Source organism: Bradyrhizobium sp. 195 (assembly GCF_023101665.1).
Lineage (GTDB): Bacteria > Pseudomonadota > Alphaproteobacteria > Rhizobiales > Xanthobacteraceae > Bradyrhizobium.
In genome coordinates this window covers 4,556,806-4,577,184 of the sequence record NZ_CP082161.1, presented here as the reverse complement: position 1 = coordinate 4,577,184, position 20,379 = coordinate 4,556,806, and the positions used below count along the sequence as shown (strand labels likewise).

The 20,379-nt window shown below is 62.7% G+C and carries 23 protein-coding genes; 14 read left to right on the top strand and 9 right to left on the bottom strand.

Going from position 1 to position 20,379, the window contains the following annotated elements; genetic code table 11:
• Window positions 1-8: 8 nt before the first annotated feature.
• Together IVB26_RS21140 and IVB26_RS21135 are read left to right on the top strand one after the other, a co-directional pair.
• On the top strand, window positions 9-1,862 hold the full coding sequence (locus IVB26_RS21140) for a hypothetical protein (RefSeq protein ID WP_247967251.1): 1,854 nt from the start codon (window positions 9-11) through the stop codon (window positions 1,860-1,862).
• Complete coding sequence (locus IVB26_RS21135) at window positions 1,855-2,640, top strand: hypothetical protein (RefSeq protein ID WP_247967250.1); 786 nt, start codon at window positions 1,855-1,857, stop codon at window positions 2,638-2,640. Before IVB26_RS21140 ends, IVB26_RS21135 begins: the two co-directional genes overlap by 8 nt.
• A 623-nt stretch (window positions 2,641-3,263) precedes the next feature.
• Here IVB26_RS21135 and IVB26_RS21130 read toward each other — a convergent pair.
• Window positions 3,264-3,467, bottom strand: coding sequence for a hypothetical protein (locus tag IVB26_RS21130; RefSeq protein ID WP_247967249.1), 204 nt, complete (start codon window positions 3,465-3,467; stop codon window positions 3,264-3,266).
• 252 nt (window positions 3,468-3,719) lie between these two features.
• Here IVB26_RS21130 and IVB26_RS21125 point away from each other — a divergent pair, with 252 nt between their 5' ends.
• The 5 genes from IVB26_RS21125 (at window position 3,720) to IVB26_RS21105 (ending at window position 9,170) form a co-directional block, all read left to right on the top strand.
• Window positions 3,720-4,034 carry a response regulator gene (locus IVB26_RS21125; protein ID WP_247973233.1) on the top strand — a complete coding sequence of 105 codons (315 nt, stop codon included), beginning with the start codon at window positions 3,720-3,722 and terminating at the stop codon, window positions 4,032-4,034.
• 628 nt (window positions 4,035-4,662) lie between these two features.
• The gene (gene istA / locus IVB26_RS21120) at window positions 4,663-6,195 is read left to right on the top strand and encodes an IS21 family transposase (protein ID WP_083843304.1); all 1,533 of its coding nucleotides are present in this window, start codon (window positions 4,663-4,665) and stop codon (window positions 6,193-6,195) included.
• A gap of 11 nt (window positions 6,196-6,206) precedes the next feature.
• Window positions 6,207-6,950 carry an IS21-like element helper ATPase IstB gene (gene istB, locus IVB26_RS21115; protein WP_007605871.1) on the top strand — a complete coding sequence of 248 codons (744 nt, stop codon included), beginning with the start codon at window positions 6,207-6,209 and terminating at the stop codon, window positions 6,948-6,950.
• A 437-nt stretch (window positions 6,951-7,387) separates the two neighbouring features.
• Window positions 7,388-8,026 (top strand): recombinase family protein, encoded by a 639-nt coding sequence (locus tag IVB26_RS21110; RefSeq protein ID WP_247967248.1) that lies wholly within the window; start codon window positions 7,388-7,390, stop codon window positions 8,024-8,026.
• Between the two features lie 751 nt (window positions 8,027-8,777).
• Window positions 8,778-9,170, top strand: coding sequence for a response regulator (locus IVB26_RS21105; RefSeq protein WP_247967247.1), 393 nt, complete (start codon window positions 8,778-8,780; stop codon window positions 9,168-9,170).
• 561 nt (window positions 9,171-9,731) lie between these two features.
• Here IVB26_RS21105 and IVB26_RS21100 read toward each other — a convergent pair.
• The 3 genes from IVB26_RS21100 to IVB26_RS21095 form a co-directional block, all read right to left on the bottom strand.
• Complete coding sequence (locus IVB26_RS21100; RefSeq protein ID WP_247967246.1) at window positions 9,732-9,887, bottom strand: hypothetical protein; 156 nt, start codon at window positions 9,885-9,887, stop codon at window positions 9,732-9,734.
• 195 nt (window positions 9,888-10,082) lie between these two features.
• Window positions 10,083-10,289 carry a hypothetical protein gene (locus tag IVB26_RS43215; RefSeq protein ID WP_346732829.1) on the bottom strand — a complete coding sequence of 69 codons (207 nt, stop codon included), beginning with the start codon at window positions 10,287-10,289 and terminating at the stop codon, window positions 10,083-10,085.
• Window positions 10,290-10,322: 33 nt separating this feature from the next.
• Window positions 10,323-11,084 (bottom strand): hypothetical protein, encoded by a 762-nt coding sequence (locus IVB26_RS21095; RefSeq protein ID WP_247967245.1) that lies wholly within the window; start codon window positions 11,082-11,084, stop codon window positions 10,323-10,325.
• A 50-nt stretch (window positions 11,085-11,134) separates the two neighbouring features.
• Between IVB26_RS21095 and IVB26_RS21090 the strand changes: the two genes are divergently transcribed.
• From IVB26_RS21090 to IVB26_RS21080, 3 genes are all read left to right on the top strand, one after another.
• A complete protein-coding gene (locus IVB26_RS21090) occupies window positions 11,135-13,168 on the top strand; it encodes a VTT domain-containing protein (RefSeq protein WP_247967244.1) in 2,034 nt (677 codons plus the stop codon).
• A complete protein-coding gene (locus IVB26_RS21085; RefSeq protein WP_247967243.1) occupies window positions 13,168-13,857 on the top strand; it encodes an endonuclease/exonuclease/phosphatase family protein in 690 nt (229 codons plus the stop codon). The genes IVB26_RS21090 and IVB26_RS21085 overlap by 1 nt, the downstream gene beginning before the upstream one ends.
• Before the next feature lie 189 nt (window positions 13,858-14,046).
• A complete protein-coding gene (locus tag IVB26_RS21080) occupies window positions 14,047-14,238 on the top strand; it encodes a hypothetical protein (RefSeq protein ID WP_247329598.1) in 192 nt (63 codons plus the stop codon).
• A gap of 55 nt (window positions 14,239-14,293) precedes the next feature.
• Here the strand turns inward: IVB26_RS21080 and IVB26_RS21075 are convergent, their stop codons facing one another.
• Window positions 14,294-14,518, bottom strand: a complete 225-nt coding sequence (locus IVB26_RS21075) for a hypothetical protein (protein ID WP_212085393.1) — start codon at window positions 14,516-14,518, stop codon at window positions 14,294-14,296.
• 249 nt (window positions 14,519-14,767) lie between these two features.
• Here IVB26_RS21075 and IVB26_RS21070 point away from each other — a divergent pair, with 249 nt between their 5' ends.
• A complete protein-coding gene (locus IVB26_RS21070; RefSeq protein ID WP_247967242.1) occupies window positions 14,768-15,085 on the top strand; it encodes a DUF1476 domain-containing protein in 318 nt (105 codons plus the stop codon).
• Window positions 15,086-15,100: 15 nt separating this feature from the next.
• Here IVB26_RS21070 and IVB26_RS21065 read toward each other — a convergent pair whose 3' ends face one another.
• Complete coding sequence (locus tag IVB26_RS21065; protein ID WP_247967241.1) at window positions 15,101-15,679, bottom strand: TIGR00645 family protein; 579 nt, start codon at window positions 15,677-15,679, stop codon at window positions 15,101-15,103.
• 160 nt (window positions 15,680-15,839) lie between these two features.
• On the opposite strand from IVB26_RS21065, the gene IVB26_RS21060 reads away from it, so the two are divergent.
• On the top strand, window positions 15,840-16,130 hold the full coding sequence (locus tag IVB26_RS21060) for a hypothetical protein (protein WP_458309282.1): 291 nt from the start codon (window positions 15,840-15,842) through the stop codon (window positions 16,128-16,130).
• A gap of 26 nt (window positions 16,131-16,156) precedes the next feature.
• On the opposite strand, the gene IVB26_RS43015 is transcribed toward IVB26_RS21060, so the two are convergent.
• Together IVB26_RS43015 and IVB26_RS21055 are read right to left on the bottom strand one after the other, a co-directional pair.
• On the bottom strand, window positions 16,157-16,285 hold the full coding sequence (locus IVB26_RS43015; protein ID WP_256468844.1) for a hypothetical protein: 129 nt from the start codon (window positions 16,283-16,285) through the stop codon (window positions 16,157-16,159).
• A 356-nt stretch (window positions 16,286-16,641) separates the two neighbouring features.
• A complete protein-coding gene (locus tag IVB26_RS21055) occupies window positions 16,642-16,860 on the bottom strand; it encodes a hypothetical protein (protein WP_247967240.1) in 219 nt (72 codons plus the stop codon).
• A 227-nt stretch (window positions 16,861-17,087) separates the two neighbouring features.
• Here IVB26_RS21055 and IVB26_RS21050 point away from each other — a divergent pair, with 227 nt between their 5' ends.
• The gene (locus tag IVB26_RS21050) at window positions 17,088-18,014 is read left to right on the top strand and encodes a septal ring lytic transglycosylase RlpA family protein (RefSeq protein WP_247967239.1); all 927 of its coding nucleotides are present in this window, start codon (window positions 17,088-17,090) and stop codon (window positions 18,012-18,014) included.
• On the opposite strand, the gene IVB26_RS21045 is transcribed toward IVB26_RS21050, so the two are convergent.
• A complete protein-coding gene (locus tag IVB26_RS21045) occupies window positions 18,011-18,964 on the bottom strand; it encodes an alpha/beta fold hydrolase (protein WP_247967238.1) in 954 nt (317 codons plus the stop codon). The two genes, IVB26_RS21050 and IVB26_RS21045, sit on opposite strands and share 4 nt — an antisense overlap.
• A 152-nt stretch (window positions 18,965-19,116) precedes the next feature.
• Here IVB26_RS21045 and IVB26_RS21040 point away from each other — a divergent pair, with 152 nt between their 5' ends.
• Window positions 19,117-20,379 (top strand): D-alanyl-D-alanine carboxypeptidase family protein, encoded by a 1,263-nt coding sequence (locus IVB26_RS21040; protein WP_247967237.1) that lies wholly within the window; start codon window positions 19,117-19,119, stop codon window positions 20,377-20,379.

The window sequence follows — 20,379 nt, the reverse complement described above, 5'->3', positions numbered from 1 at the left end:
CATCGAACATGCTGATCCGCGAGACCTTCGGCCCCGCCGACGCCCATCCTATGGCTCATGGAGGGGGTGATAATTCCACTTCCCTTAGTGAGGTTTTCACCCCCTTGGGGCTCGCCGAAGACGGTCTTGCCGGTGCCACCCTGAAGGCACTGCAGGGTTCCTTCGCTGGCTTCGGGCACTCACTCACAAGGGAGATGTGGGACGGGCTCGCTGCTGTTGCTGGCGTCTTGGAAACGATGGCGAACGGCACCTGCCCGAAGTCGGTGTATGTCTCCAGTCTCGATCCCGGTGTCGGCAAGACCCAGCTCCTTGTTCACTTCCTGCGAGAGTTGCTGCGGTCCCCCGACCATCGAGGAGCGTCGGCAGTCATCTGCGCCAATCGAAAGGACCAAATCCGGGCCATTGCGACGGAAGCTGGTCTTGATCAGTTCGCTGTGCTGACAGGTGACGACGATCTCAACGCAATCGCCACCGCCGATCCGAACGAAGCCCGCATCCTGTTCACCACCCACCAGATGGTCGAGGCTCGCTGCCGAAACTCGAACAGCTTCGAGGCCGTGTCCGCGTTCCACTACGATGGCCGTCCGAGGATGGTTCGCATCTGGGACGAAGCGATGCTGCCGGGGGAGCCAATGACGGTCACGCTGGACGAACTCCACACGATCCCGGCCGAGCTGCGTGGGCGTCGTCCCCGGTTCACGGCAGACCTCGACAAGATGTTCGATCAGATCGTCCAGGCGGACGAGGGGGATCGTATCGAGCTGCCAAACCTACCTCGCATTCATGAGTTCACCGAGCGGGAAGCTCGAAGGATGACCACAGGGCAGGCTGCGAAGGCCGTCGAGCTGATCTGGCCGCTGTTCGGGCGCACCGTCACCGTGAGGCGTCGCTACCGGGTCTCGATCCTCGACTACAGAGAGAGCCTCCCTGCGGATTTGCAGCCGGTCATGGTGCTGGACGCATCGGCCCGTGTCCGTGCCACTTACGATCTCTGGGAGCGGCACAGAGGCGGCATGCAGCGGTTGCCTTCCGCGACGAAGAGCTACGCAGGGCTGACCATCGACGTGTGGGATCGAGGGGGTGGTAAGGACGCCTTCTTCTACGACGCCGCGACCATAGCGGAAGGCGTAGCCAAGACGATCAAGACGAGGCCCGATGAGGATTGGCTTGTCGTCCACCACAAGGCCACAGCGGACTTCGACTTCGAGAAGTTGGTCAAGAAGCGGCTCTCCACCGGTGCGGACAACGTGAAGTTCGTGACGTGGGGGCGGCACGACGCAACTAACGACTTCGCCCGCATCCCGAACGTCATCTTGGCGGGTGTGCTGTTCAAGCCTGAGACGACCTACGAGGCCACTGGAAGGGCCTCTGCGGCGCTGCCGTCCGCCTCTGGTGCGTTTGAGTGGACTGACGAGGTCCGACGCGGCGAACACGCGCATGGCATTCTGCAGGCCCTCTGTAGGGGCTCAGTACGACACCTCCAGAATGGTTGCTGTCCTGTCAGCCGAGCATTCATCATCGCGCACAAGGGCTCAGGCATCCCCGCGCTGTTGGAGAAGATATTCCCCGGTGCATCCATCGGCGAATGGCTTCCGATACCGAAGGTTCTCAGAGGGCACACCGAAACCGCCTTCGACTACATCGTTGGCCGGATTGAGGCTGATCCGTCAGCGGTAATTGCGCCAGCCGAGGTCTACAAACACCTCGATGTAGCGAAGGACAACTTCAAGGACATTCGTCGCCACAAGGCCTTTCGTGCGGCTTTAGCGGCCTACGGCATCACCGAAACCACGGATGGAGACGATCAGCCACCGGGCTTCTGGCACCCATGCCGCTACTACTTCGGAGACGACGATGACTGACATCGCCCGGTGGAAGCGTCGCGCCGCTCGCAAGTCCGAGGTTAAGGGCCGCGCCCAAGAACCCAGCCACATGTTCAAGATGTGCCGGGTGGTCGGCTGCAAGAACACACCCCGAGCGGGAACCGGCGACGGTCTCGACACGCGCTTCTGCAGATCGCACGCAGACCACTACGCGCGGCACGGCAGTCCTTACCACGCGAGCTTCAAGGCCAGCGAGATCAACCCGTATCGTCGGGCGGCAGTCGAGTGGCTCGTGGATAATGAGGGCGACCGAGTGGTGGCGAACGCGCTCCAGCGTGTGCGCGGTCTCTACGACCGGGCGGGGCCGCACGTCGAGGCGTTTCGGCTCCGTGGCATGTCCTCTGGTGAGCGAGCGAAGGCTGCGTGGGCGCGTCTCCGGCAGCACGAGGTAGACCCTCGCATGGTGGTCGCGGCATGGCTCGCTGTCGAAGCGAAGACCGCCGCCGATCCACGTGCTGAGACCAAGAGCGAGTTCAAGCAAGTGCAGGCCGCGAAGATCGTTCACCGGCTCGCCTCGGGAAGCCACAAGAGCTGGCAGCAAGGCGGCGGCAAGACCACTGAGCTGCACGTCTACCCGGCCTCCAGAGGCAACGTCTTGCGTCATCTTGGCGAAGACATCGAACGCGCCGCAGAGATGGTCGCGGAGCGGTATGCGAAACAGCCTACCGGTGATCCTGCAGTGGCTCGTTACGGTGGCACTCTACGTGCCGCCCCGAGGAAGCTGAAGGTGCGCCGCCGAGTTGCCCGCAGCGTGTGATCTAATTGACCGCTCACGGTTCTAATTCAGATTTGGAAGTATCATAGTTTAATTCGGATCGTGGAACCGTCAGCTACACTGTCGGCATCACCGGCAACGGCTATGCCCGTAGGCGTCGGTGGCTGAGAGACCCGATTTGCGCTCCCGCCTGCATCATCAGGGAGCGAACGCCATGGGCGGAAGCAATCGGTGCTACCAATATTATTCGATAGGAGAGCTGCGGTTACCAAGCAGGTCGAAGACACTCGCAAACTCTTGGACAGTTTGAAGGACATACTGGACCGCTCCACAGTGGACACATTCTTGGGCCGGAAAACTCAAGAACCATTTCCGAAAGTACCATTTTCCCGCGACACCGAGCGCCGTTGAGCCGGGGGAAGTTTTACCATGCACCGCAAGTATCGAGCGTTACAGCAAGAGTGTCACCTTCAGGCGGCTTTGACGGGCCACGAGGAGACCCGCAAAGCGCTAAAGGAAATGGAGCGGGAGTACAAAGTCCTCGCTGATCGGCTTGAGCGTCGGCCTCTGTCAGAAGATCAGGCGGCCTCCAAAGGGACAGACGTAGGGCCCGCCCTATAGTCTCGTTGAGCAGAGAACCCGTTTGCTTTCCTCGGCAGCGCAAATCAGGCAGGTTGCTGCAAGCCCGGCGACGAGAGCCATCCCTCCAGTCGTGCCGCCTCTTCGTGCTGGCGAGCCCTCTTAATAAGCTGGTCTTTGGCATCGCCGTCCGGCATTTGCTGCGCAGCTTCCAACAGTTCATCGGCAGCTCTGTGTAACCTCTCGGACAGTGACAGGGACTGCTTCACGCGCCGTCGCTTGGCGTTCATTTGTCCACTCCATCTGTGAAGTGCACGAATAAACGCGACGTCTGCGCTGGAGTGCCTTGTTGGCTACACGAAAATTCGTGGAACAAAGTGACCGCTCCCGCGTTTGGCCGACCGAGCGTGTGCTGGGTACAACGATGTGCTGAGTGCCCACCTCGCAACTCGTACGATTTATTTTTCTCCGTGCCCGTGAGATACAGGGCGAGTGCACCAGTGCTGGATGTATTCTTGGTCGAAGACGAAGCGCTCATCCGAATGATGATCGCTGACATGATCGCAGAGCTTGGCCATCGCGTCGTCGCCGAAGCCGGGAGCATCGAAGACGCTCAGCCGATAGCCGAGGCGTCGCAGTTCGATTTTGCCATTCTCGATATCAACGTCGGAGGACACCTCATTCTGCCCATCGTCCGCGCTCTTGAGGAGCGGAAACTGCCGTTTTTGTTGGCCAGCGGTTACGCAGCGTCCGGACTGCCCGAACCTTTCCGCTCCCGCCCGATGCTGCGAAAGCCGTTCATGATCGAACAACTCGGCAAGGCTATCGACACGACCTTCGCTCTACAGCCTCACTGATGCTCGGCGCTGTTGTGTGCCAAGGCTCCACGCTTCGCAGCGGCCAAGACCCAAGCGCCCAACACCGCATTGTCAAGGTACTGAAGGGCCAGGGCGGCAACCCGCGCTTAGACAGTGACATCGGCTCCCGGATAGTCAGTGCCGAAATCTAAAAGGGCAATTCGAGGGTAGCCCTTGCGCCAGTTTCCCCCTGCCGGGGGGACGCCAGCCATGAGGCCTCCGCCGACGGCACTTCGCGCAAGGGAGCGCGTATCGGCCAGCACCTCGCGGGCGGCCCCAGCCGTGGCCGGTCGCTGGTCTACCCAGCGCATTGAGAGGTGGGGGCGTTGCCTCGCAGCTCTCTGCCCCCCGATGCCTTCCCGGCCCACGTCAGGCATTGAGAGGCCACGCTTGACCTCGGTTGATGGCCGCTCCGCTTACCTGCGTGCGGATTCCGATCGATGTCGCCCAGGATTCCGAGATGATCTCGCCCACCATTCCGATTTGAAGTCGCCCACCCGTTCCGAAATGATGTCGCCCACCATTCCGGGATGATGTCGCCCGGGTGACGAGGCCTCTTCTGGCTCCCATAGGGTCAACTCTTTCGGCTTTGCGAAGGGGACCCTGGATGCCGACGGAGAGGCTTGCGATGCGCCGTGTGCGCGATGTGATCAGAATGAAGGCGGCCGGGCTGCCGAGCCGCGAGATTGCGCGACGGGTGGGCGCGGCGCCCTCGACGGTGCGCCTGGCGCTCCGGCGGTTCGAGGCCGCGGGCTTGAGCTGGCCGTTGCCAGACGACGTCACCGACACGGTTCTGGAACTTCGCCTGTTCGCGAAGACCGGCAATGGCAACCGTCAGGGTCACCGCCGCATCGCCGAGCCCGACTGGGCGACCGTGCACCGCGAGCTCAAACGCAAGCACGTGACGCTGTCGATCCTGTGGGAGGAATATATCGCCACCGAGCCCGGCGGATACCGGTACTCGCGCTTCTGTGAGCTCTACCGCGCCTGGGAGGGCCGCCTGTCGGTGACGATGCGCCAGGCCCATGCGGCCGGCGACAAGTTGTTCGTCGACTATGCCGGCGATGGCGTGCCGGTGGTGGTCGACCGCCTGACCGGTGAGCGCAGAACGGCGCAGATCTTCGTCGCCGTGCTCGGCGCATCGAGCTTCACCTACGCGCAGGCGACGTGGACGCAGGGGCTCGCCGACTGGATCAGCGCCCATGTTGGCGCCTTCGCGGCGATCGGCGGCATACCGGCGCTGGTGGTGCCCGACAACACCAAGGTCGCGGTCATTAAGGCGAGCCTGTACGACCCGCAGATCAATCGTACCTACGCGGAGATGGCGGCGCATTACGGCACCGCCATCTTGCCGGCGCGGCCGCGCAAGCCGCGCGACAAGGCCAAGGTCGAGCAGGCCGTCCTCATCGTCGAGCGCTGGCTGCTCGGCCGCCTGCGCCATCGCACCTTCTACAGCCTGGCCGAGGTCAATGCGGCGATCGGCGAACTGCTCACGAGGCTGAATGAGGAACGGCCGATCCGGCGGCTCGGCGTGACACGCCGCCGGTTGCTCGAGGAGGTCGACCGGCCGGCGCTCAAGCCATTGCCGGCGTCCCCCTATGTCCTCGCCGAGTGGCGGATCCGCCGCGTCAGTCTCGATTACCACGTCGAGGTGGAGAAGCATTACTACAGCGTTCCGCATCGCTTCGCCCGCGCCGAGGTCGAGGTGCGGTTCACGGCCCGTACCGTCGAGATCTTCCACAAGGGCGAGCGGATCGCCGCGCATCAGCGCATGAGCGGCAATCACAAACACACCACCGTGCCGGAGCACATGGCCTCCAGCCATCGGCGCTACGCCGGCTGGACCATCGCGCGTATCCGCCAGGACGCCGCCGCGATCGGGCCGGCGACCAGCGCGTTGTGCGACCTCATTCTCGACGAGCGCTCGCACCCCGAGCAAGGCTTCCGCGCCTGCCTCGGCATCCTCAGGCTCGCCGCCTCCTATGGGCGCGAACGGCTGGACGCCGCGGCTGCGCGGGCAATCGACATCGGCGCGCGCACCTATGGCTCGGTCAAGTCGATCCTCGCCAACAATCTCGATCGGCGTTCTGCTCACCAGCGTTCCGCGGACGATGCGCCGATCCTGCATGCCAACATCCGCGGACCGCGCTACTACAATTAGGAGATCATCCCTTGCTCACCCATCCGACCCTCGACCGCCTCAACGCCCTCGGCCTCCACGGCATGGCCAAGGCCTTCGCCGACATCGAAGCCACCGGTGAGGCCGCAAGCCTCGGTCACACCGAATGGCTTGCGCTGCTGCTCGAACGTGAAGCCTCGCTGCGGCACGACAAACGGCTCGCCACTCGCCTGCGCTACGCCAAGCTGCGCCAGCAGGCGTGCGTCGAGGACATCGACTACCGCACCCCGCGCGGTCTCGACCGCCCGCTGTTCGCTAAGCTTGTCGAGGGCCGCTGGATCGACGACCACGTCAATCTCCTGATCTGCGGCCCGGCCGGCGTTGGCAAGAGTTGGCTCGCCTCGGCGCTCGGCCACAAGGCCTGTCGCGACAATCGCTCCGTGCTCTATCAGCGCGTCCCGCGACTGTTCGACGATCTGGCGCTCGCCCGCGGCGACGGCCGCCATCCACGCCTGTTGCGCGGCCTTGGCCGTGTCGATCTGCTGATCCTCGATGATTGGGGACTCGAGCCGCTCGACGCCGGTGCCCGTCACGACCTCCTGGAAATCCTCGAAGATCGCTACGGTCATCGCTCCACCATCGTCACCAGCCAGCTCCCCGTGGACCAGTGGCATCTGCTCATTGGAGATCCCACCTATGCCGACGCCGTGCTCGATCGCCTCGTCCACAATGCCCATCGGCTCGACCTCACCGGTGAGAGCCTGCGCCGAACCCGGCAATCCGCCCGAAAGACCTGAGCCCGTGGCGCTGTGGACATGCCGCTGCGCTTGGACAACGCAATCGCGTTGCCCACATGCCCACAGCAACTGCAGAAGAAGAAAAACAGGTCGAAGTCGCGATTCCAGATTGACCACGCGGCTTGACCGATGCCAGAGAACCAGCCGGCCAGAACGCCTCGCCGCTGGGCGAGATCAAATCGGAAAGGTGGGCGACATCGTCTCGGAATCCACGGGCGACTTCATATCGGTACGCCTGGGCGACTTCGTCGGAATCCGCAACCTGCGTTTCTGTTCGCGGCGGGAGAACATTCGGAAGGGTGGGCTCGGCGTGTCCTTTAGGGTATGCCCGTGCGGACAAACAAAGAGGCACCGAAAGCCGCGTCCGTTAGGGTTGACTTCGCCCAAGGGACAGCATACACAACGGACATTATCCTAACGGACAAGCGGGAGCATTCATGGCCACGATCTTCTACGCGCGAGTTTCCACCATCGATCAAACCGTCGAGCACCAACGGATAGGGGCGGAGGCGGCAGGCTTCAAGATCGACCGCGTCCTCGCGGATCATGGCGTCTCGGGCGTCAGCACTCGCCTCGCGGAACGTCCCGAGGGCAAGCGCCTCTTTGACATTCTCCGCACCGGGGATACCCTCGTCGTTCGCTGGATCGACCGCCTCGGGCGCAATTACGGAGACGTGTGCGATACCATCAGGGAGTTCATGCGACGAGGCGTCGTCATCCGCACCGTCATCAACGGGCTCACCTTCGACGGTGCAACGACGGACCCCATGCAGCAGGCTGTCAGGGACGCGCTCATTGCCTTCATGGCCGCCACCGCACAGGCCAACGCCGAGGCCATCAAGGAAGCTCAGCGAGGCGGCATCGCTCTCGCTAAGGCGACAGCGGGTGAGACGAAGTATCGAGGACGAAAGCCGACGTTCGACAAGGATCAGCTCGAAACGGTGCGCGACATGCTGGAGCAGTCGGCCGGCGTCGCGCAGATTGCCGCTGCAACGGGGCTGAGCCGACAAACGATCTATCGCATCAAGGAAGACCAGGCAGGAGCCGAAGCGGCGCTGAGGAGCTGGGCTGCTTAGGCTCGCAACTCTTAGTACATCTTTCTGGCACGATCAGTGTTTTTGCATCTGCTCACTACAAGGTAGTTGGCGGAAAGCTCGTCGCAGCGGCCGCGAGCCGAGCAACGAGGTTTTACACGGGAATTGCACATGAAAATCGAACTCTTGAATTGTGGTTCCGCTCCCCTATAGTTTTTAGCGTTTGCGATTTTGTGCACGGATTGAGACCCATGCCCAACACACCGCCCCAACCTCCGATCCCCCAAATCTCCCGGATCTATAGGACGACGCCGGCGGACTTCGAGATGATCGCTGATGCTCGCGAGGCCATACAGCGGTCGTATCGCATTCTCAACGAGAGCCGACAGCTTGCGGCCTCCCCGGACAGCCGATACTACGGCCGGCCGTCGCCATCGTTCGGTGAGCCTTACACACCTGATGCGACGGGACCGCCGGAAGCCTCAGAAATTCCAAATAAATAGCGCTTGCAAAGGCTACGCAACGCGCCCACCTTGCGCTCATCACCGGCCAAGGCTCGTCCGTAGGCGTCGGTGGCTGAGAGACAGACCGCGCTCCCGCCTTGTGCAAGGGAGGAACGCGATGGTTTCACTCAGCCTCGAAACTCAGGAACTAATTGACCGCGCCGATAGAGCGATTGAGCATTCGACACAGTTGAAGGCAGCGCGGACGCTGATCAGGGCTGAGACGAGGGGCCGTCTCTTGAAACTCGAAACGACGCGACGAACAGATGGTCCTTTGATCGGAGAGCGCAGTGGCCTGTCAGGATCATGACCGGCGAGCCTGTCGCGTCCTGATTGTTGAGGACGAATACTTCCTTGCTGCTGATCTGGAATTGGCGCTCCGCGAGGAAGGTGCACAGGTCGTTGGTCCGATAGCTGACCTCTCCGCAGCGCTTGCGCAAGTGGATCGGGACGGGTTTGACGCGGCGGTGCTCGACATCAACCTACACGATGAGCACGCCTATTCCATTGCCGACAAGCTGGTCGAGCACGGCGTCCCGTTTGTTTTTGCCACGGGCTATAGCGCGGAGGTTCTTCCCGATCGCTTTTCAGAGGTAGAGAGATTTGAGAAGCCTTACGACGTGCACGCCATAGCGAAAAAGATCGCTGAATTAGGGCGACTGCGTCGAGACCCAGTTAGTTGAACTTGGTCTCTTGCGGCGGTCTTCGTGCCGTATCCGAGGACCATTACCTCAGCGAGCCGCCGTTCGCCTTCCTTCGCCGAGTAGGCTTCAAACAGCGAGTAGATTTCACGTCGCAGTTCTCGTTCTTCTTGGGCGCGATCAAACGAGGGACACGCTGACATCGAATACGCAACATCATTCGCTTGGCCAAATTCTTGCTCTTCAGCACGGCGTTCATCATGGCAGTTGCCTCCATGAGAACGACCTATCTGTTTTGAGGCAGGACAGGGCAAGCTGTACCTTGCCCCCAAGGTCACCTGATCCGACGACACGTTCAGCAAAACAACATCCGTGACGCTGCTACAGAAATCTGCTACGGTGAAACCCGATCGCACAAAGAAAAGTGCTTTTAGATCAGCGTCTTCTGATGCCGGGTAGGCGGTCCCACCCCTTCCGCCAAAAAGTCGACTGAAGATGCCGACGCAGCATCAGGCGCGGTTCTCCTCGAAATGGCTGAGAGCTACCAGCAGGCAATTGAAAGGGAAGGCCTGCCAGCGTGAACCGGCGGGCCGCTGATGCGGCTTAATGGATAGCCTTGTCTTCTCGTTTAAGCAGCTCCAGCCGCCTTTCCAGCTCTTCCTTCTTCGCCGCGAGCCTCGCGGCGAGAACCTCATTGACGATAGTGTGAAGTTGCCACAGTTCTTCGAGAGACATGCTCTCAAACGGCTTCCCTTCCATGAATTCCCCCGACTCACAGATGGGTTGAAAGCTTGGAGTTAGTAGACGAGGACGGCAACGAGACGTGGGTTGAGTGGAAGGTTTTTTACAGCTGCTCCCGATTCTAACCGACAGCGCTAAAACGGGCCTCTTTAGCCACGGCGGCCTGCCAGCGCGAACCGCCAGCAGCCTTGCTGAAGCTGCTCCAACGTCAGTTCAGTCGATCGACTTCTCGAGCTTCCGGGCTGCCCGGAAGTCATCCATGTGCTGCAGGTTCGGCCCGTAGGCCGACTCCTTGGTGAGCAGATGGTAGATCCGGGCCACCACGGTTTGGAGATGCTTCATTCGTCCGCGCGGCATCGCCCGGGCCTTGCAAAGGGCTCGGACCGCGTGCGCTCGGAAGTAGTCAAAAGCGTCGGACATCGGGAGTTCAACGTCGCGCTCAGGGATTGGTTCTTAGCCGTGGATTTGGGAAACCCCGGTCCAAACAAGATCGCAGACCAGGAACGGTGTCGAACCTGAAAAATTGCCCCGCAGGACGTTCACAGCGGGCAACGCATGTTCTTCTTCTTCTCGAACCGGCTCGGGTGTCTCGGCTCGCTGCTGATCTCCGGCTTGATCACAGTCGCGCTGCTGTTCCTGTTCGGGGTGATCAGGTTCTGACGTCGAGCGCGGACAGCCGTTCGAGCTGAGCTGCGGGTCAGCAAGCCCCAGGAACCAGGCCCTCGCTCGCCTGTTGTTCGCACTCTCATCCACCCACGGAGTGCGCCCTTGGAAAGTACGATCATCGGAGAATTCGACACGCGCCGCGGCGCCGAGCTTGCGGTTGAGCACGTTGTGCAGGAATGCGGCGTGCCGCGAAGCGATGTCTTCGTTCAGCCCGCCGGCGGCGCGAACAGCGCGGGGACACGGCCGGCAGGCAGCGACGCCAAAGCGGCGCCGGCGCCGGAGGGCCGGCAGAAGTTGGAAGGTCCGATCGAGGTCTCCGTGGACTTTCACGGCAACGCCCCTGAGAAGATCGCAGACGTCTTGAGGGGCGCTGGCGCAAAGACTGTCCGAACCAAATAGCGGCAATCGGCGACCGTGCCGAGCGGGCGCCATGGCGCCGGCATCCACCCGCTGAACGGCCGCCCGGTCCTGAAGTCGTGGAACCCCTTGAGCGTTCAGTGCGTTTAGACGCGAATGCGAAATGCGAGGTTCACCTGCTTCAGAGTTCATCGACCCTGATCCCCGGCGACACCGTCTGGCGACGGTGCAAGACGCGGCGCGTGGCGGTTCTGAACGATGCTGCCGCTTATTTCTCGGCCCTGCGGGACGCGCTGCTGCAGGCGCAGGATCTCGTCTACATCATCGGATGGGATATCCATAGCGAGACCAGGCTGGTCGGAGCTTCCGGACATGCGGATGACGGCTTGCCGGAACAGCTTGGCCCATTCCTGCGCGCGCTGGTTCAACGGCGTCCCGCCCTGCAGATTAACATCCTCGTCTGGGACTTCGTCTCGTTTTACGCCTCCGAAAGGGAATGGAATTCCGCGGCCAAATTCACGACCGACACAGATGGTCGCGTCCGATTTCATCTGGATGCCACGCTTCCGTTTGGCTCGGCCCAACACCAGAAGATCGTCTGTGTCGACGGTTCACTGGCGTTCGTCGGCGGGCTCGATCTGACCATTAGGCGCTGGGACACGAGTGACCATCGCGCCGATCACGCATTGCGTTGCGACCCCGGGGGCAAGCCTTATCCGCCGTTTCATGATGTTCAATGCATGGTCGACGGAGACACTGCGGCGCGGCTGTTCGATCTCGCGGAGGAGCGCTGGCGCGCGGCGGGCCAACAGGTTCATGATCGGCGCGCCCAGAAGAGCATCCGGTGGCCGGCGAACGTGCCGGTCGAGGCCGAGCACTTGCCGGTGGGTATCGCCAGGACCGAGGTGGTCTGTCCTGCAGGTTCGACGATCAGGGAGGTCGAACGCTCGTTGATCGCAGCGATCCGGTGCGCGACGCGCTTCGTCTACATCGAAAATCAGTTTACCAGCGCAACCAAGTTCGCACGTGAATTGGCGGAGCAGATGCGTCGCGTGCCCATGCTTCGGGTACTCGTTGTCACGCCTAAGCTGCATTCCTCGTGGGTGGAATCCCAGGCGATGCAGAACGGTCGTGGCGCCTTCATCGACTGCTTCAGCGCGGCCGACATCGCGGATCGTATCCGCTTCGTCTACCCGGTCTCACGTAGCGGGGACACCGAAGCTGCCGTGATGGTGCACAGCAAGCTCATGATCGTCGATGACGGGATCCTGAGAATTGGCTCGGCGAACCTGAACAATCGCTCGATGGGCGCCGACAGCGAATGTGACCTCATCTTTGAAGCCTCGTCCGACGAGCACCGGGCTTTCATCGCGTCGGTCCGCCATCGCCTGATCGCCCATTTCTGCGGTGTCGACGAACGGGCCGTCGCACAAAACGAGGATCGTCTCTTTACGTTGCTGGAGGAGGTGTCGGACGCCAATGGGGCGAAGACGCTGCGACAAGTCGAGTCCTCGGTCCTGACCAGCACACTGGCCACGATGGTTCAGCCGGTTGCGGACCCTGAACGGCCTCTTCATCTGGAGCGGGCGGCATCTCGCATGTGGAACACGAAGACGATCATCGGGATCGTTTCGATAGCCGTGGCGCTTCTTGGACTGGCGATGGCCTGGTCGTACACGTCCTTGAGCGATTTCGCCAATGCGGGCCGTCTTTCGACGCTCCTGTCTGCCTACGCGCAGTCGGTCTGGGGACCGCCATTTGCGATCGCAGCCTTTGTCGTCGGCGGGTTGGTCGTGTTTCCGGTTCTCGTGCTCATTGCGGCAACCGCTGCCGCACTCGGGCCATGGCTGGGCTTCGTCAGCGCCATGGCGGGCGTCTTGCTCAGCGCTCTCATTCTTTTTGCGATCGGTCGGGTGCTCGGCCGGGAACGCCTTCAGCGTTTGCTGGGGCGGCGTGCCGCGCGCATCCAGGAACGCGTTGTCGGTAAGGGCATTCTGGCTGTCGTCGTCATCCGGATGATTCCCATCGCGCCGTTCTCGGTGGTGAACGTCGTGGCTGGTGCGAGCACGCTGCCTCTGCGCGATTTCCTGGCCGGAACTCTGCTGGGCATGACGCCCGGGATTCTCGCCATGGCAATTCTGGGCGCTCAGATCGCAGATCTGGCCAGGAATGCATCCTGGACCAACGTATTGCTGCTCGCACTGGCGTTCCTGGGCTGGCTCGCGATCTGCGCAGGCGCGCAATTCGTCGCGACGTGGCTCGCCGGGAGGCGCTGATGGCGCCGATGCGCTTCATGACGTGGAATGTGCATGGCACGTTCAATCTCAATCCGAAGTTCGATCTGGAGGGCATCTGTTCCATCGTTCACAAATGGGCTCCCGATGTCGTCGCGCTTCAAGAGGTGGATTCGCGATCGCGATCGGATGATCCGTTTGCGAAGCTGGCGAGCGTTGTCGGCGATCACCGTGTTCACGCCAAGTCGATCGTCACAGCGGATGGCGATTACGGTCAGATGCTGCTCAGCCGCTTTCCGTTCTCCAGCGTGCCGGAGATCGTGGACGTGTCGTATCGCGAGCGCGAGCCGCGCAGAGCGATTGCCACGGATCTGCTGACGCCCGCCGGCGATGTACGTGTGGTCGCCACGCATCTCGGCCTGAGTATCCACGAGCGCTATGCCCAAGCTCAGGCCCTGGCGAGCCTGGTGAAACCTGGAAGGACCGTCGTCCTCGGCGATTTCAACGATTGGTTTTGGGTCAAATCGGTGCGGCGCGTGCTCGCGCAGGTCTGCCCAAACCGGACGCGGCTGCGAACTTTCCCGTCGCGCTTGCCTCTCATGCGACTTGACCGGATCTATGCAACGTCCGACAGCCGGATCCGGAAAGTCTGGACCGACGATGAGGCGAGGGCCTATTCAGACCATTTGCCGGTGATTGCGGACATCGAGATCTCCGCCGACGGAAGATGATCTCCTCGCGGGCCTCCCGCCACTGTCTTGCCCGACGGGTCAATCGCCTCGAGCGCATGATGGAAAAGTCCTTGCCGTAGAATGGCTTGGCTACTGTGCATGGGGTTGTTTTCGCAAATTATGGGGCCGGCCCGGTGTGCCCCTCGGAGGGCAGGCGGAACTTTTTCCTCGCCGCCGCGTTCTCTTGGCATGACTGAAGACCTTTCCTTCCGACGCAAACCCCTGACCCCCGAACAGCGCCAGGCGCGCGATGCGGCACGCCGGATCGAGGCCGAAAAGGCCATGCGCGACCATGAAGTGGCGCAGAAGGCGTTTTACGCCAACAAGGAGCGGCTGAGAGCCGAGCGGCTCGCGCGCGAAGCGGCGGCGGCAAAAGACTGATCTTGCGGCTCCCGTCAGCAAATCTTCTGTGGTGATCTCCGACCGATGCTGACGGCTAGTGCCGGTTAGACATCCGCGTTGCGCTCAAGGCCAGGACGAGCGCCTGGACGGCCCCTACGAAGGGCCCGCGGGGCGATCGCGCCTCGATCGCTTCGGCTGCGATGCGACAGTCCTCGGCGACCTTGAGCAGCCCGCTTCGCGTCAGGTCCATGGTGGAGAGGGCGGCCTGCTCCAGGCAGACCCGTTCAAGCCGTCGAAACTCCCGCAGCTCTTTGTTCATGCGTCAGCTCTCGGTGTGCCCCAAGCCATGCGGCGCTGAGTCTGCTTAACGAGTGGTAAACGATCTCCATCTAGCCGAGTTGGCTGGCGCCGGGCTTGTGCGAGCGATGCACGCGACCGGGCCGGGGGACACGGCAGGCTTGACGGCGTTTGGCTTCCGCCGGAAGCTTCAAATCGTCTTACACCAGCGTGAACCGCGGAGACTTTTGCACCAGCCGACCTCATCAGCGAAAGCGCAATGGAGCTGACCATGACCACGTTCGACAAGCGCGAGCAGGGCTTCGAGGCCAAATTCGTCCACGACAAGGAACTCATGTTCAAGGTCACCGCCCGGTCCAACAAGCTGCTCGGTCTATGGGCCGCAAGCCGGCTCGGCCTGAGCGGCGATGCCGCGGCAAGCTATGCAACGACGCTGGTGACGGACCATCTGGAAAACCGGACGATGGACGAGGTGCTGGACAAGGTGTCGGAGGATCTTGCCGACACGGGCCTTGCGCGCGAGCAGGTCGCGGCCAAGCTTCAGGAATGCCTGCATCAGGTCATGCAGCAGCTCGAGACCGACAGGTAAAGCGGCCGCGAGGCCTCACTCGGCGTGCTTGCGCATTCCGGACTCGCTGAGCTTGTCGACATAGGCGATGCCGATCGCCGAGAGAATGAAGGTGATGTGAATCAGGACCTGCCACATCACGCCGGTCTCGGTGAAGCCGGCGCGGTCCGAGCCGAGATTGCCGGCCTCGATGAAGGTGCGCAGCAGCGCGATCGAGGAGATGCCGATGATGGCCATGGCGAGCTTGATCTTCAGCACGCTCGCATTGACATGGCCGAGCCATTCCGGCTCGTCGGGATGGCCCTGGAGGTCGAGCCGCGAGACGAACGTCTCGTAGCCGCCGACGATCACCATTACGAGCAGGTTGGAGATCATCACGACGTCGATCAGCGCGAGCACGCTCATCATGATCTGTTGCTCGGTGAGATCGATCGCGTGCCAGGAGAGGTGCCAGAGCTCTTTCAGGAACAGCACGATATAGACGCATTGCGCCGCGATCAGTCCGAGATAGAGCGGCAGTTGCAGCCAGCGCGAGCCGAAGATGATCATCGGCAGCAGGCCCAGGCGCGGCGAGGGCGGGCGGGGCTCGGTGCGGGTCTCAGGCTCAACCGACATTCAGGCCGCATCCTCGCAATCGAAACGATCTCGCTTTCATTTAACCCGACAAGATGGCCGGCGGAAGACGCGGCCCGCGTCTCGCCTTCGGCGGATCGCGCCATTTCGTGCTAGCGTGCCTTGCGGCCATCGTGCGACGGCTGGGATCGGGAGGCGGGGAGTGAGCAGGGGCGGCTTCGGAAGATGGGGCAGCGGAATCGCGCTCGCCGGCGCGATTATGATTGGTGCCGGCTCCGCGGAGGTCTCGGCGACACCGCTGACGCCGTTTCGCTACGAGGCGCAGGCGCAGCGTCATTGTCCGCACGACAAGGTGGTCTGGCTCGATTTCACGAAAGGGGTCTACTACCGCAAGGGTCAGAAGCGGTATGGCCAGGGGTTCGACGGCAGCTTCGTCTGCCAGAACGAGGCCCGCGACAGCTTCTATCGCCGCTCCCTGCTGGGCCTGCGCTGAGCGGCGCGTGCGCCCTGACGGTGCGGCTATTTCTGACCAGCCAGCTTCACCGGTATGTGCGGGGAAGTGCTGATGACGCGGGGGCTTCCGTCCGGATAGGTGCGGTCACCGCGGATCAGGGATTCCAGAACCAGGAAAAATTTCTCGGCAAGCATTTGCGTCACCTTCGTTGGTGATGGCCTCTTGAAATGAGTCGAGGCGTCGAATGCAGAAATTCAATCAACTAAACGGGAGCGGGGCAATCCTAAGGGATTGCGGTGCTGCATCGCGGTGTAGTTGTGGTTAGAAAACGGGAAAGGCGCTGGCGGTGTTCAGGCGAAGACCAGTGCCACGAGGCTCGAGCAGAGCAGGACCAAGCCGCCGGCGGTCAATGCCAGGAAGCTGTCAGATACCAGGTCATGGTTGCGCATGGGACACCTGCCGCTCTCGTCTTCGTTGCTCGGTCGGATCGATCAAATTCGCCGAACGCGCCGTCTGGAAAGAGGTGATGCTTGCCGTTCGCGCGAGTGCCTCAGGCCCTCGTGCGGTAACCTTCAAACGCATGGGCCAGGAAGATCCCCGCGCTTACCAGACCCATCAGTGCCGAAACCGTCTCGATCATCGTTAAATTCCAAATCCCGCCCTTGCATCCGAGAAAACGCGTGCGGCCTTGCACAGTCAAAAGAATTTCGGTGAGCAGGGCGACAATGGGGTTGGAGTGAGGATTTGGCGCAACAGAATGTCCAGCCATGGCACAGCGCAGGCGCCATCGCTCCGTAGAACAACGGAAAAATGCGAACGTCCCGTTTACCATCCCGGCGGGATCGCTGTGGGCTCCCCATTTCCGCCGTGTTCGGGTTGCGTTATCGTTACTGCTTCTGACGCGGTGGTGGGCCGCTTCGGATCAAAGGACCGGACAGCGCTCCCCGTAGCCATAGCGGGTTAGGCATGCTTCCGGCGAAGTGGTATTTGGGGCGCATGGGGATCCGACGGTCAGATTCGGTTTTGCGGGCCGCGCGCGGTGTTGCGGCGGTCGCGACCTGCCTTGCGCTTGCCAATTGCGCCTCCTCCAACAAATTCGCCAGCCGCGTCGACCCGAAATACGGCGTGTCCTCGAGCCCCCGGGTCGTGGCTTTGGGTGATCCGGTCCCGAAGGGCGGCGGCACCTACCGCGTCGGCAAGCCCTATGTGGTGGCCGGCCGGACCTACGTGCCCGAAGAGGACGTCAACTACCGTGCCGAGGGCATGGCGTCCTGGTACGGCGATGACTTCCATGGCCGCCTGACCGCCAATGGCGAAGTGTTCGACATGACCTCGCTGACCGCGGCGCATCCGACCCTGCCGATGCCGTCCTATGCGCGGGTGACCAACGTGTCGAACGGCAAGTCGCTGATCGTCCGGGTCAATGACCGCGGTCCCTATCATGGCAACCGCCTCATCGATGTCTCGAACAAGGCCGCCGAACTCCTTGAGTTCAAAGGCAATGGCGTCGCCAAGGTCCGCGTCGAATATGTCGGCCGGGCGCCGCTTGAAGGCTCCGACGACCGCCAGCTTCTTGCAACCCTGCGCACTGGCGTTCCGGCGCCATCGCCCTCGATGGTTCGGGTCGCCTCCGCAAGGCCCTTCGTGCCGGAATTGCCGGGATCGAGCCGCGGCGCCATTCGTGGCGACGTGCCAATGCCGGAGGGGCGGCCCTATAATCTCGGCAACACCTCCGCCGATATGGCCTCGCTCAATGCGACCTCGGAAATGTCGGCCTCGAGCCGCAGCCGGGGCCGGGCCGTCCAGAACGCCCGCGCGGTGTCCTACGACGGGGACGGCCGCTACACCGCCGAGAACGCGCCCTCATCGGCTGACGGCGCCGCCGAGGCTCGCAACATCCTGAGCGGCCGCGGCCTCTACTAGGTTGCGTTCTCCCTCAAGAACCTCACGAGCGCCGCGTTCACCTCGTCGGGCCGTTCCTGCTGCACCCAATGGCCGGCGCCCTCGATGATCAGCTTTTGCTTCAGATTGGGCAGCACGCGCTGGAGCTCGTTGACGCGCTTGCCGCCGATCAGGCCGGTGATGACGGCGTCTCTCGAGCCAGCAATGAACAGCGAGGGCTGAAGGATCTGCGCGTCCTGCCAGGGCGCCGTCAGCTCCCAATTGCGGTCGATGTTGCGGTACCAGTTCAGCCCGCCGCGAAAGCCGGACTTGCGGAAGCTTTCGGTGAAATAGGCCAGATCAGTCTCGTTGAGCCAGCCGGGCAGGGGCTCCTCCGTGGTCGCGTGGCTGAGAAAGCCCTTGCCCTCCTGCACGAACATGGCGGCGGTGGGATCGGCGAGGCCCCGTCCCCCAAGCACGATGCGCATGGTGCGGGCAACGTCGCGCTCCAACTCGGCCTCGGCGACGCCGGGCGCCTGGAAGTACTGCCAGTAGAAATTGGTGACGCCGCCCTGGCGGAGCAGGTCGAGCGGCTTGCCGCGGCCGCGGAACGGCGGCGGCACGCTCAGACCCGCGACGGCCGTGAAGATGTCGGGCCGGAACAGCGCCGCGTGCCAGGCCACCGGCGCGCCCCAGTCATGGCCGACCACCATCGCCTTGGTCTCGCCCAGCGCCTGCACGAGGCCGACCACATCGCCGACCGTGTCGAAGATCGAGTAGGCGGCAACGTCAGGGGGCGCGGCGCTTTGGCCGTAGCCGCGCATGTCGGGGGCAACGACGTGAAACCCGGCCTCGGCGAGCACGGGGATCTGGTGGCGCCAGGAATAGGACAGCTCCGGCCAGCCATGGCACAGCACCACCAGCGGACCCTGGCCGGCTTCGCGGATGAAGAGATCGATGCCGTTGGTCTTGATCACGCGGGTGGAGGACATCGCTTTTCCGCCTTGTTTCAGGGGTTTGGTCGAGAAACATGAGGCGCCACGATAGGGGCGCGGCGAGAATCGTGCAATCTCGTGGCAGGCGTCCAACCTCGTGTTGTTCGCACCGGTTCCAGCTGTTAGAACGCCGCTCTCAGGGCTTGGCCATGGCATTTCGTCCTTCTTCGCTTCGTCGCACCCGCTTCACCGCCGGAGCGCTGTTGCGCGGGCTGATGGCGACGGTTCTGGTTGTGGGTATCGGCTGGAGTGGGGCGCTTCTGGCCGCCAACCAGAGCGTCCAGGGCGCCAAGAAGGCGGACGATACCGGCTTCGACGGCGATGCCCCGACCGCGATCCTGATCGAAGCCTCCAGCGGCAGCGTGCTGTTCGAGAAGAACGCCGACGAGCTGCGCGCGCCCTCCAGCATGATGAAGCTGATGACGGCGGAGGTGGTCTTCAATGCCATCAAGAAGGGCGACATCAAGCTGACCGACGAGTACCGGATCAGCGAGAACGCCTGGCGCCGGGGCGGCGCGCCCTCGGGCGGCTCGACCATGTTCGCCGCCATCAACAGCAAGGTCTCGGTCGACGATCTCCTGCACGGCGCGATCGTCCAGAGCGGCAACGACGCCTGCATCGCGCTCGCCGAAGCCATGGCGGGCAACGAGCGGATCTTCGCGGCCGACTTCATGACCAAGCGGGCCCGCGAGCTCGGCATGACCAGGTCGACCTTCGGCAATTCCAACGGCCTGCCCGACTCCGGCAACAAGATGACGGTGCGCGAACTCGGCATCCTCGCCCGGCACATCATCCTGGACTTCCCCGAATTCTACAAATTGTTCGGCGAGAAGGAGTACACCTGGAACAAGATCCGCCAGCCCAACCGCAATCCGCTGCTCAATTCGATGGAAGGCGCCGACGGCCTCAAGACCGGCTACACCAAGGAAGGCGGCTACGGCATGGTCGGCTCGGCGGTGCAGAACGGCACGCGGCTGATCGTCGTCGTCAACGGGCTCGAAGATCCCGAGGATCGTGCTACGGAAGCCAAGAAGATGCTGGAATGGGGTTTTCGCAATTTCGAAACCCGCACGCTGATCGCGGCCGAGCAGCCCGTCGGCTACGCCAAGGTGTTCGGCGGCGAGAGCCGCTCGGTCAAGCTCGTCGCCAAGAACCCGGTGAAGGTGATGGTGCACAAGAACGGCAGCGACAAGCTGATTGCGCGCGTCGTCTATAGCGGCCCGGTGCGGGCGCCGGTCGAGGCCGGCCAGCGGGTCGGCGTGGTCAAGGTCTGGCGGAGCGGCAACATCGCGGTGGAGACGCCGGTCTATGCGGCCGAAGCGATCGGTACCGGCTCGACCGTGCGACGTGCGATCGACGGCGCCAGCGAGCTCGTGATCGGCATGTTCCGTGCAGGCGCCGAGAAGCTCTGA